The 12,414-nt window shown below is 51.0% G+C and carries 11 protein-coding genes and 1 pseudogene; 1 reads left to right on the top strand and 11 read right to left on the bottom strand.

Annotation, left to right across the window (positions count from 1 at the left end; translation table 11 throughout):
* Positions 1–71: 71 nt before the first annotated feature.
* The 3 genes from dinF to C2U43_RS23980 all read right to left on the bottom strand — a co-directional run bounded on the left by dinF (position 72) and on the right by C2U43_RS23980 (position 2,609).
* Entirely contained in the window at positions 72–1,391 is a 1,320-nt protein-coding gene (dinF, locus tag C2U43_RS23970; protein WP_103285889.1) for an MATE family efflux transporter DinF, read from the bottom strand.
* A gap of 131 nt (positions 1,392–1,522) precedes the next feature.
* Complete coding sequence (gene lexA, locus C2U43_RS23975; protein ID WP_003826596.1) at positions 1,523–2,131, bottom strand: transcriptional repressor LexA; 609 nt, start codon at positions 2,129–2,131, stop codon at positions 1,523–1,525.
* 109 nt (positions 2,132–2,240) lie between these two features.
* Complete coding sequence (locus tag C2U43_RS23980; RefSeq protein WP_003826594.1) at positions 2,241–2,609, bottom strand: diacylglycerol kinase; 369 nt, start codon at positions 2,607–2,609, stop codon at positions 2,241–2,243.
* A 170-nt stretch (positions 2,610–2,779) separates the two neighbouring features.
* On the opposite strand from C2U43_RS23980, the gene plsB reads away from it, so the two are divergent.
* Positions 2,780–5,200: a glycerol-3-phosphate 1-O-acyltransferase PlsB gene (gene plsB / locus C2U43_RS23985; RefSeq protein ID WP_008786919.1), complete on the top strand. Its 2,421-nt coding sequence runs from the start codon at positions 2,780–2,782 to the stop codon at positions 5,198–5,200.
* 55 nt (positions 5,201–5,255) lie between these two features.
* On the opposite strand, the gene ubiA is transcribed toward plsB, so the two are convergent.
* From ubiA to tnpA, 8 genes and pseudogenes are all read right to left on the bottom strand, one after another.
* Positions 5,256–6,128, bottom strand: coding sequence for a 4-hydroxybenzoate octaprenyltransferase (gene ubiA, locus C2U43_RS23990; RefSeq protein ID WP_003826589.1), 873 nt, complete (start codon positions 6,126–6,128; stop codon positions 5,256–5,258).
* A 13-nt stretch (positions 6,129–6,141) separates the two neighbouring features.
* Positions 6,142–6,639: a chorismate lyase gene (ubiC, locus tag C2U43_RS23995; RefSeq protein WP_003826587.1), complete on the bottom strand. Its 498-nt coding sequence runs from the start codon at positions 6,637–6,639 to the stop codon at positions 6,142–6,144.
* A gap of 356 nt (positions 6,640–6,995) precedes the next feature.
* The gene (locus tag C2U43_RS24000) at positions 6,996–7,280 is read right to left on the bottom strand and encodes a type VI secretion system PAAR protein (RefSeq protein ID WP_103285890.1); all 285 of its coding nucleotides are present in this window, start codon (positions 7,278–7,280) and stop codon (positions 6,996–6,998) included.
* 44 nt (positions 7,281–7,324) lie between these two features.
* Entirely contained in the window at positions 7,325–7,825 is a 501-nt protein-coding gene (locus C2U43_RS24005; RefSeq protein WP_103285891.1) for a hypothetical protein, read from the bottom strand.
* On the bottom strand, positions 7,822–8,256 hold the full coding sequence (locus C2U43_RS29875; protein ID WP_233899557.1) for a hypothetical protein: 435 nt from the start codon (positions 8,254–8,256) through the stop codon (positions 7,822–7,824). The genes C2U43_RS24005 and C2U43_RS29875 overlap by 4 nt, the downstream gene beginning before the upstream one ends.
* Before the next feature lie 56 nt (positions 8,257–8,312).
* The gene (locus C2U43_RS24010; RefSeq protein ID WP_233899558.1) at positions 8,313–9,467 is read right to left on the bottom strand and encodes a LysM peptidoglycan-binding domain-containing protein; all 1,155 of its coding nucleotides are present in this window, start codon (positions 9,465–9,467) and stop codon (positions 8,313–8,315) included.
* A gap of 2 nt (positions 9,468–9,469) precedes the next feature.
* Entirely contained in the window at positions 9,470–11,695 is a 2,226-nt protein-coding gene (tssI, locus tag C2U43_RS24015) for a type VI secretion system tip protein TssI/VgrG (RefSeq protein WP_103285892.1), read from the bottom strand.
* A 201-nt stretch (positions 11,696–11,896) separates the two neighbouring features.
* Positions 11,897–12,343, bottom strand: a pseudogene (gene tnpA, locus C2U43_RS24020) (IS200/IS605 family transposase).
* Positions 12,344–12,414 lie beyond the last annotated feature (71 nt).

A 12,414-nucleotide genomic window follows, 5' to 3' on the forward strand; every position in this document is an offset into this window, starting at 1 on the left:
CTGGACGTGAGAATAATTGTAGTCAGTGATTCTGGGTTTTATTTACTATTCGGAATTTTTAACCATCCCGCTCAGGCAAACCAGGTTCCATTACGCCAGTGACGTCGCCAGATAAAGGCCAGTGAAAGCCCGCGCAACGCCAGGAAAACGGTTAATGCCAACCACAAGCCATGATTTCCCAGCCACGGCAAAGTCAGCAGCGTTAATGCGAATCCTGTGGCGGCAACGGCCATACTGTTGCGCATTTCTGCCGCGCGCGTCGCGCCAATAAACATTCCGTCGAGCAGATAACACCAGACACCCACCAGCGGTAACACCACCTGCCAGAAAAGATAGCGATCGGCCAGCTGTTGGATCTGCGGCAGCGAGGTCAGCAGCGCAACAATCTGCTCGCCAAACAGGGCATAAGCCAGCGAAAACAAAATAGCCACAATACCGGACTGTCGGCAGGCCGCCCACCAGACGTCCAGCAACTGGCTACCATCTCGCGCCCCATAGGCCTGGCCCGAATGCGCTTCCACGGCATAGGCAAATCCATCCAGCGCGTAGGCGGTAAAGGTTAGCAGGGTCATCAGAACGGCATTAACCGCAATGATATCGCCTCCCAGACGCGCACCCAGCACCGTGATTGCGCCAAAACAGAGCTGCAGCAGTAGCGAGCGCAACATGATGTCACGGTTAAGCGCCAGCAAACGGCGGAAGTTGCCACGCCACGCCTGCTTCAGCATTGCCAGCGAAATTCCGCGCATATGCAGGACTTTGCGCACCATCATCAGGCCGATCAGCAAGGTGGCATATTCAGCAATCACCGTTGCCAGTGCCGCACCCTGCACGTTCATATGCAGGCCCATCACCAGCCATATATCAAGCACAATGTTGAGAATATTACCGACAATCAACAAGATAACCGGCGCACGCGCATACTGAACGCCAAGCAGCCAGCCGAGCAGCACCAGATTCGCCAGCGAGGCGGGTGCGCTTAACCAGCGAATTTCGAGGAAACGTCGGGCCTGCTCCAGTACCGCTTCACTTCCGCCAACAATGTGCAGAGCCAGATCGATAATCGGCGTACGAAACAGTGCGATAAGCAACCCCGCCCCCAGCGCCAGCATGAGCGGCTGCACCAGTGCGCGCGCCAGCGCCTGCGGATTTTTCGCACCAAATGCTTGTGCGGTCAGACCGGTGGTGCTCATGCGCAAAAAAAGCAGCAGCATAAAAAGAAAACTGGTTGCCGTAGCACCAACCGCAACACCGCCAAGATAGACCGGACTATCCAGATGACCAATCACCGCGGTATCCACCAGTCCCAGCAGGGGAACGGTGATATTGGAAAAGATCATGGGTAAGGCGAGGTGCCAGAGTGCTTTATCAGAAGAGGTAAAGAAAGGCATACAGGAGGGCCTGAGAAGAAGTTAGACGTACTGGATAATGTGATGCAGGCCCGGCAAGCGCAGCGCTACCGGGCACGTTGCCGGATGGCGACGTCATCGTCTTATCCGGCCTACAGGGATTCAACAGAAAATTACAGCCATTCACCGTTACGGATGACGCCTACTGCCAGCCCTTCAATAGTGAAGTTTTGTTCGCGCAGGTCGACAACGATAGGTTTGAATTCGCTGTTTTCTGGCAGGAGTTCAACCTTGTTTCCCTGCTTTTTCAGACGCTTAACCGTAACTTCATCATCAATACGGGCAACAACAACCTGGCCGTTACGCACGTCCTGGGTTTTATGCACAGCGAGTAAGTCACCGTCCATAATCCCGATATCTTTCATCGACATACCGCTAACGCGCAGCAGAAAATCGGCGTTCGGTTTGAACAGTGAAGGATCGACCTGATAGTGGCCTTCAATGTGCTGCTGCGCCAAAAGTGGCTCACCGGCTGCCACGCGACCAACAAGCGGTAACCCTTCTTCTTCTTCCTGCAACAGTCGAATACCGCGCGATGCGCCGGATACAATTTCCAGCACACCTTTACGCGCCAGCGCTTTCAGGTGTTCTTCAGCTGCGTTTGGGGAACGGAACCCCAAACGCTGCGCGATCTCCGCACGCGTCGGTGGCATACCTGTCTGGCTGATGTGATCTCTAATGAGATCAAACACCTCTTGTTGCCTGGCCGTTAACGCTTTCATTCCGCCCCCTGGGTGTATATACAGTTATGCTGTGAGTATATACAGCTAAAGGCGATTTTGGAACCGCAAACTGCACAAAAAACAGGAGATTTATGCAGTTGTGGAAGCCTTATCGCAAATGCGACCACAACAGGATGCCCCAGGTGATTAGAGCGACAAAAATAGACAGCAATACCGCAGCCGACCCCATATCTTTCGCTCGACCGGAAAGTTCGTGGTACTCAGAACCAATACGATCAACTACCGCTTCAATCGCACTGTTGAGGATTTCAACGATCATCACCAGCATCACAGAACCGATCAACAACACGCGGGTAATTGCATCAACATCCAGCCAGCAGGCGATGGCGACGCCCAGCAGGACGGCAACACTTTCCTGACGGAATGCCGCCTCATTAATCCATGCGGCGCGAAAACCTTTCCAGGAATAACCTGCAGCTTTGATAATTCGGGTGAATCCAGTGGTATTATTGGCCATCAAAAAGAACCTTTTTACATTATTAGCGTCAATGTCATTGTAACGTTACCCCGTTTGTTCAGGGTGTGGCAAAGCAGCGCGAAGTATGACCGGATACCACAGAAATTCACTAAACTTTCTGATATCCTTGCAGCGCATTTGCATTATTAACCAGAGGCTTTACATCGTTTATGTCCGGCTGGCCACGAATTTACTACAAATTACTGAATTTACCATTAAGCGTCCTGGTAAAAAGCAAGTCTATTCCAGCAGAACCTGCTCCGGAATTGGGACTCGATACTTCGCGTCCCATTATGTACGTCCTACCGTACAATTCGAAAGCAGACTTGCTGACGCTGCGTGCCCAATGTCTGGTGCACGACCTCCCCGATCCCCTGGAACCACTAGAGATAGACGGAACGCTGTTACCGCGCTACGTGTTTATTCACGGCGGTCCGCGTGTATTCACCTATTACACGCCGAAAGAAGAGTCCATCAAGCTGTTCCACAACTATCTCGACTTGCATCGAAGCAATCCCGATCTGGATGTGCAGATGGTGCCAGTTTCGGTGATGTTTGGCCGTGCGCCAGGGCGTGAAAAAGGCGAGGTCAATCCGCCGTTACGTATGCTAAACGGCGTACAGAAATTCTTTGCGGTGTCCTGGCTGGGTCGCGACAGTTTTGTCCGCTTCTCCCCGTCGGTTTCTCTGCGCCGTATGGCGGATGAACACGGTACGGATAAGATCATCGCTCAGAAGCTGGCACGCGTGGCGCGTATGCACTTTGCTCGCCAGCGCCTGGCCGCTGTCGGCCCGCGCCTCCCTGCCCGCCAGGATCTGTTTAATAAGCTGTTAGCTTCAAAAGCGATCGCTCGTGCGGTAGAAGATGAAGCGCGCAGTAAAAAAATCTCCCACGAAAAAGCGCAGCAAAATGCCATTGCGCTGATGGAAGAGATTGCCGCCAACTTCTCCTACGAAATGATTCGTCTGACGGACCGTATTCTGGGCTTTACCTGGAACCGTCTGTATCAGGGGATTAACGTTCATAATGCTGAACGTGTACGCCAGTTGGCGCACGATGGGCATGAAATCGTGTACGTTCCGTGCCACCGCAGCCATATGGACTATATGCTGCTGTCGTACGTTCTGTACCATCAGGGTCTGGTGCCGCCGCACATCGCAGCCGGTATCAACCTGAACTTCTGGCCAGCGGGTCCGATTTTCCGCCGTCTGGGCGCGTTCTTTATTCGTCGTACCTTCAAGGGCAACAAGCTCTATTCCACCGTATTCCGTGAATACCTGGGCGAGCTGTTCAGCCGCGGTTACTCGGTTGAGTACTTTGTCGAAGGGGGCCGTTCACGTACCGGTCGTCTGCTCGACCCGAAAACCGGCACGCTGTCGATGACTATTCAGGCGATGCTGCGCGGCGGTACACGTCCGATTACTCTCGTTCCGATCTACATCGGCTATGAGCACGTAATGGAAGTGGGCACCTACGCCAAAGAGCTGCGTGGCGCGACGAAAGAGAAAGAAAGTCTGCCGCAAATGCTGCGTGGCTTAAGCAAGCTGCGTAATCTGGGTCAGGGCTACGTCAACTTTGGTGAACCAATGCCATTGATGACTTACCTCAACCAGCATGTGCCGGAGTGGCGTGAATCTATTGACCCTATCGAGTCTATCCGCCCGGCCTGGCTGACGCCGACTGTGAATAACATTGCCGCCGATTTGATGGTGCGCATTAACAACGCAGGCGCGGCCAATGCCATGAACCTGTGCTGTACTGCTTTACTGGCCTCCCGCCAGCGCTCTCTGACTCGTGAACAGCTGACCGAACAACTCGACTGCTACCTGAGCCTGCTGCGCAATGTGCCGTATGCTGCGGATTCGACTGTGCCGGCACAGAGCGCCAGTGAACTGATCGACCACGCCTTGCAGATGAACAAGTTTGAGGTCGAGAAAGACACCATCGGTGACATCATTATTCTGCCGCGCGAGCAGGCGGTCTTGATGACTTACTACCGCAATAACATTGCGCATATGCTGGTTCTGCCTTCGTTGATGGCAGCCATTGTGACTCAGCATCGTCGTATTTCACGCGCCGCGTTGCAGCAGCATATTGATGCGCTGTACCCGATGTTAAAAGCGGAGCTGTTCTTACGCTGGGAGCGTGATGAGCTTGCCGGGGTGATTGACGAACTGGCCAGCGAAATGCAGCGCCAGGGACTCATCACCCTGACCGATGACGAACTGCATATTAATCCAGCCCGCTCCCGCACGCTACAGCTGCTGGCGGCAGGTGCTCGCGAGACGTTGCAGCGCTACGCCATTACCTTCTGGCTGCTGAGCGCGAACCCGTCCATCAACCGTGGCACGCTGGAGAAAGAAAGCCGCACCGTGGCGCAACGCCTCTCAGTGCTGCACGGCATTAACGCGCCGGAATTCTTCGATAAAGCCGTGTTCAGCTCTCTGGTGCTGACGCTGCGTGACGAGGGATTCATCAGCGATACCGGAGATGCCGAACCGGAAGAAACGATGAAGATCTATCAGATGCTGGCCGAACTGGTCACGTCAGATGTGCGTCTGACCATCGAGAGCGCCACTCAGGGCGAGTAAGCATAAAAAAACCGGTCGAGATGACCGGTTTTTTATTTTGCAGGCGAAGCCAAAATCAAAAATGCCAGTAGCTCATTGCCAGGCCTAAGAACAGCACCAGACCGACGTAGTTATTGTTCATAAACGCTTTAAAGCAGGCATCACGTTCACGGTTGACGATCAGTTTCTGCTGATAGACAAACAGCGCGCCCGCCACCAACAGAGACCAGTAATAGCCCAGTCCCAACCCGTTTAACCAGCCCACCAGCGCCATCAGCACCAGCACGCCTACCTGCAAAATACCAATAATCAGCTTGTCGTTCTGACCGAACAGGATCGCGGTCGATTTAATGCCGATCTTCAGGTCATCATCCCGGTCAACCATGGCGTACTGCGTATCATAGGCCACCGCCCAGAGGATATTGGCGAGGAACATTAGCCAGCAGCTCAGCGGTACGGATTCACTCACGGCGGCGAACGCCATCGGGATCGACCAGCCAAACGCCGCCCCCAGCACCACCTGCGGCAGATGCGTATAGCGCTTCATAAACGGGTAAACCCACGCTAATGCTAATGCCGCAACGGACAACAAAATGGTCATCGTGTTGAGGGTCAAAACCAGCAGGAAGGCCAGCAACACCAGTACCACAAACAGCGTTCGGGCTTCTTTCTCGGTGACAGCCCCACTCGGCAGCGGTCGATTCGCGGTGCGTTTGACGTGCCCGTCAAATTTCCTGTCGGCATAATCATTTACCACGCATCCGGCGGCGCGCATTAACCAAACGCCAGCGACAAAAACCGCCAGGATCCACAGTTGCGGCATGCCTGGGGTCGCCACCCACAGAGCCCACAGCGTAGGCCAGAGCAGCAGTAAGGCGCCGATTGGCTTATCCGTACGCATCAAGCGGTGAAACGCCAGCAGCTTATTCTGCGTCAGACTCCACTCCATCTTTATCTTCCTCTCAGTACAACGGCGACGCAGGCAGAAAAAGCTCGGTAAGCATCAGTGGCTTACCGCTCAGCCGCAGGCGGGAACGACGCCCCCACAGCGCTGCATCGCGGCCAATCTCAATAAAATCTCGGGTCAATGTCGATGACGTAAACAGGTAGCGTCCGAGCGGGGTTTTCCCCAGGTTCTGTAAGGCCAGTTCAGGGCCGCACAAGGTTGATTCAGGCACCACAGTCCGTCCGGCAAGCCAGGGTTCACCATCCGCGCATAACAGGATTTCTCGTAACCAATAACGAGACTCTTTAGGCAGCAGCGTCAGTTCTTCAGCCACCTCATTTTGCCCAACGAATTCTTCGCGAATCAACGTTACGGTGACCTTTTTCCCCTGCTGCTCAAAACGTTTGGTCATGGAATCTTCCAATAACAACCAGTCGAGCAGTTGGGCGTCCAGCGCCGGGATCGCATCAAAATAACGCAGCGCACGCAGTTGCGTTAACGCAGGGTGTGGCATGCCTTACTCTCCGATTTATAACCTGAAGGCATTGTATCGCAGAAAAGGCATTACGGGGTGAGCAAACACGATTAAGTGATCGGCAGGGCAACATAAGTGTAACAATTAGCATAGAAAGCTAAAAATTACGGGGAACCCTGCCCTCTAGTTAAAAGCAGAGTAATTTTATGTTGTGCTCGACTCTGCTGGCACATCGCAGGTTCTGATTTGCAAAAAATTTAGCTAACCAGTGACCAGTATTACTTGACCGCTATAAACCGACAACGGCAGTGTCAATCACCATGCCCCCTCCACTTCCAGTGTTAAGCGCTGTCCATTTTAGTGATATAACTTTTTCCCTTTTATATCAGCGTATATCAACCGATGTTGACTGTACCGCTGCCGATAACCACGCCGCCGCAGTCAATGGCATCACCGCTTCTGGCGGCAGGCAGGCCGTCAATAAATACCGTGGCGGAACCGCCCGCGATTTTACGCGGATGGGGCGGGTGTTCCGGTTTAGAATGCGGTGTCAGCGGGTCGCCCATACGTGCAGCGGGTAGTCCATTGACAGAAACCGTTGGAGAACCCGCAGTAATGACGGTTTCGTGATAACCATCGTGCTGGGTGCCTTTGTCATTAAGTCGGGCTGCAGTGGGCATGAGGAACCTTCATAATATTTAGTCAGCGTAAGTATGAGATGATTCTATTTAATGACGCGCTCAACATGTCCGTTCATATATTTAAATTTTGATCCATCCTCAAATACAATGATCGCATTTGCTTTTCCCCATGAGACCCAGTCGATAACCGAACTCCCCGAATCTGAAATAAATTCGTTGGAAATAACGGGCTTGTCGCCAGAGAAATCGAGAACTACACTTACGCGGCAATACCCATAATACTCTTTATGTCTACACGGTTCAGCTGGAATGAATGTGAAAATAGTCTTGGTCGTAAAATATTTTTTATTCTTAAAGACTCCATCATCATCAAAGTTAAATGCCAGTAAATCGGTTTTTGTTTTGTACATTTCCACGCCATTAAGGGTCAGATGCGAATAACCATCGCTTGATTCTGCTCCGGACTGCTGCTCAAGCAAGCCAAGTCGGGTGGAATAACATGAATTCGCCTCACGAATGCAATCTGCAAAACATATAGATGAAAATATCAACAGTATAAAAAAACATTTAGTAATCGTATTCATTTTTCTATCTCTTGAATTTTATTTATAATTGATTTTAACTTAGAAATTTTTAATTTCAATGAATTAATTAACTCGGGACAAAAATATGTTCCTATATCAATGTTATTATCTATATAATCTATTAACCACTCTCTATGTGTTTTAACATACCCTCCATTTTTTTTGGCTTTCGAAATGGCTAACTCCTCTCCGATTTGCGCTGTTAATAGTCTGCATGCGGCACTTTCAGTAATTTTATTTTCAATAAAATGTTTTGCGTCACTCAGGCCAAGGTGATGTGTTAAATATATAATCTTGGCTTTTTCAGCATCATTAAGCCCGTCAATATTATATCCTGCCTTTTTCAGTAATGCTAAATTTTGGATGCCATAATCAACTGCGGCCATAATCGCATATTCAGGTTTAAAACGCAGGTTTAACCATTGTTGCACATCTGCCGTTGCGTGAGCAGGGTATGGCGTTACGCCTGTTATATATCTGCCGTTTTTTAATTCATCAAGATTTTTCCAGTTGTCTTTAGAGACCTGAAATTTTTTTCATTCACCACCTCGCCTTTTTTGTTTTTTACTACCTCTCCTTTTTTATTCAGCAAGGGTTTATCTGCTACCAGTCCTTGTTCAGTGGCTTTTTCATAAAGATATGTTCCATCCCTTAACGTCTCCGTCATCCATGTCCCATTTAAGAACTGCGTCATACCCGCCGCTGAACTTTTATATACCGTATTTTCTTTTGTCGATTTTTTAGAATCCTTACACACTGAAGTTGGTTTCCAGACGCCACCACGATATTTAGCCGCTTCAGCATGAATAACTGCCGCAATACTCTGAGGTATAATGCCACTCCGCTCAGATGCGCGAATAATCTCATTCCAGTAAATAACATTCTTACCTAGCATAAGATCATAACTGTTAGGGCAGGTATGGTTTATATGAACTCTGGGCGTGCCCTCAGAGTCTCGGCCAACGTTGATTTTATTAATTTCATCACTTTTACTGTCAGCATTGCCTGCCGGACCGGTTATTGCTGCACTTTTTCCTTTTACTCTTACCTTGGGGCTTGAAATAATAGCATTTAATTTACCTTCCTGAGATATGAATCTGGCAACCTCCTTTATCTTCCCCATACCACTGGACACGGTTATTGTAATTTCAGATTCGGCTTGCACTGTAAATTCATCAATCTTTCCCAGACCGTCAGTTATAAACTCGAAAACCTCACCCAGTGCTGATGTTACTTTAACCTTCAATCCGGAAAGAGGCTTTTCTATCAGATCTTCAAAAGATAACGATAACGAACATTGGTTATCATCTTTCTTTTTTTCTGCGTCAGTTAGAGTGTAATGACATTGAGGAATATTTATTACCTGTCCGGGGTAGATCAACTCCGGGTTTTTTATGTTATTATATTCAGTAAGTTCCTCAACAGAACAGTTATATTCACTTGCAATTTGTCCAAGCGTATCTCCTTTAAGAACAACCACGCTACGCTTATCCGGTGACAATGACCAGATATCATCTAATGGTACAGGCTTATCCTCCTGATCAAGATAACATTTCCAGTCAGCAGACCAGCCAAATAGGCCATCATATTTTGTTGGTTTATCCTGTGGTTCATCAAAAAATGGGGTGGGTTTGCCAGTCACTTTTATTCCTCTTCAGTAAACCGTCTGAATACAAGCTCTTTACTTTGAATACCATCAATACCTTTTATGGACCCAAACATATGATTTAATTCAGGTTCAGTTGTTGTCTGATCCGATTCGTTTGCCCCACCAGAATCCTCGGAACCACTGTCCTCATCTGACAGCGACTTCAATAAGCCTGGTTGCAGAGTCCCTACTGGCGCTCCCGGACTGCCCCCACTGTTGAGGTTTATCTTCGGCCCCATAATGTCCACGCCACCCGGGTGGATAACCACAAACGAACCGCCCACTTTCAGGCTTATCTGGCTGCTGCTCTCCAGGACAATATCGTCTTCCACTTTTATCCCCAGCGCCCCCGACACCTTCCGCGCCAGGTCGCCTTTCACTTCCAGACTGTGGCTGCCTTTCACCAGGCTGATATGGTCTCCGGTGGTGGTGTGCTCCTGTTTCCCTTCCACCGTCACTTTCCGGTCATTCGCCACATACAGCCCGTCGTCATGGCTGATGCTCACCATCCGGTCGTTCTTCACCTTCAGCGTCTGGTCATTGCGTACCGTGATGCGCCGGTCATGCGCCACGGTGAGGGTCTGGTCGTGTCCTCCGGCATTCTCCTTACCCACGGTGACCGTCTGCCCGAGTCCCACGGCAATAATCTGGTTATTGCCGATAGTTTCCGTGTGGTCCACCTTCACATCGGTGGTGCGGTTGTTCAGGACTTCCGTATCCATGTTCTTCTGCGCATGGATATACACCTGCTCCTGGCCCGTCGCATCCTCAAAGCGCAGTTCATTAAAGCCGCTGCCCTGATAGGTTTTTGAACGGATGGCCATCTGTGTTTTGGTGCCCGGCAGGCTGCCCGGTGAGCGGTTATCCTGGTGGTAGGTGCGTCCCATGATAATGGGCTGGTCCGGGTCTCCGTTGAGGAAGTCGACTATCACTTCCTGGCCCACGCGCGGGATGGCGAGGTTGCCAAATCCGGCTCCGGCCCATGCCTGCGACACCCGTATCCAGCAGGAGCTGTCTTCGTTCCCCGGACAATAGCGGTCCCAGTGAAAACGCACCCGCACGCGGCCATGCTCGTCGCAGAAGATTTCCTCACCTGCCGGGCCGGTGACAATGGCACTCTGTGGGCCGTCAACGGCGGGTTTGGGCAGGGGGGAAGCTCGCCAAGTCCGGTCAGCCGGGATGACGTCCAGGCTGTTACTGAGCTTGGTGCCTTCACCCTGGTGGCCATGCTGCGCCTGTGGCTGCTTTCCTTTCAGCACACTGCCGGTGACCTGCCACTCCCGGTTCAGCGTTAATGAAGGGTGGCCGGTGAGGGTGAAACGTTTTCCGGGCCACAGTTTCGGGGAGTTACTCTCGCAGGCAGCGGTTTCAGCATCCTGCCGGTGGCCTTCTGCCTGGTAGCGGGCAAAGTCCTGACCGTGCTGCTCGTCCTTGAAGCGTCCCGGCCAGTCGAAGATTTCATACTGGGTGCGCTGACCGTTCAGGTTCGGGGCGTGATGGCTGAAGTAAGCCGGCCAGCCAGGAGCTTTGAAGGTGTAATCCTGGTTTTCCACCGAGGAAGGGCGTACCTGCGCCCGGTAACGAAACTCGCTGATGCATTCCGTGGCGACTTCGCGGGTATTCGGGTTAAAGGACATCTCACCCAGCGTGGAGACCCCGGCCACGTCATCACAGAGCACCAGTTTCTGGTCGGGGCTGGTCGGGTGGAACCAGTCAAAGAAGAAAATGCCCTCTTCAGCCCACAGTCGGATGAGAAAGCCGAGGTCGGTTTCACCGTACTGAACGCAGAACTCCCGCGCCGGGTGGGATTCATAAAAGGAGGGCACCCAGTCGGTGACGCCGTTTTCAGTCAGCAGGGTGGTGGAAATGGCCAGGATATCCTGCTGCTGAAAGATACGGAAGTTCTGTCGCAGGCCACAGCGCCAGAGCGGAGGCGAAATAGTCAGGCTGTAGTTCATCTGCCAGCCGTTGTTTTCCCCGGTTTCCATCCCGGTGATGATGCCATGGAGATAGCGCTGTGGGGTGTTACCCTGCCAGATGGTCAGCGTGGCGTTTTTCTCGAGGAAACTGACGGCGGTGAGGCCGGACCAGTCGCTGGCAATATCGACAGTGAGCAAAAAGGGCGTGGAGATATTCTGGTAGAGGGTAAAGCTGACGACAGCGGTTGCCGTCGGCGTTAATCCGTCAACATCCAGCGTAAAACGCAGGCCCTGCTGTGACATGATTTTCTCCGTGACGTATTGATACGTTTGCAGAAAACCATACGTCCCGAATAATGCAGGGAAAAGCATTTTGGATAAAATAAGCACAAATTCAGAAAACGTTCAGATTACATGCTATTGCAGAGTAAAAAAATTATCAAATTATATACATATGCCAAATTATTACAGATGTAAAAAGCCACCTAAAAGGGGGCTTAAATACTACCCTTCCAGCCCCAGCTGTATTTGTCTTTCTTCTTCCTCTTTAGCTACCTTGTCCTGGTACCGCACATATCGTCGGATTATTTCTTCGTTTGCCCCTACTGAATCCACAAAATATCCTCTTTGTCAAAAGTGATTACCCCAAAGCTTGTGCTTCCTGAGATAAGGAAACTTCGCGAACAGCCTGATGGCCGTTCGCCCCTTCACAAATCCCATTAACTCGGAAACACTTAAACTCGGTGGGGTTCTGACAACCAGATGTATATGATCTATTTGCACGTTTAGTTCTACTACCGTGCATTTCTTCATACTGCAGTAGATGTAAATACTACGGTAAAGCTCTTTACCAAGGTTGCCCTTGAGGATTTTGTATCTGTACTTCGGGGTCCATACGAGATGATACTGACAGCGATAGAAGACGTGGGAAGCGGATTCATATCTGCTCATGCTATTTACTCCTTGATTTGCTGGTAACAAACCGGGGCAGTATTTAGCATGGGCATTCTACGGGCAAAGCC

Source organism: Citrobacter freundii complex sp. CFNIH9, assembly GCF_002903305.1.
GTDB lineage: Bacteria > Pseudomonadota > Gammaproteobacteria > Enterobacterales > Enterobacteriaceae > Citrobacter > Citrobacter portucalensis.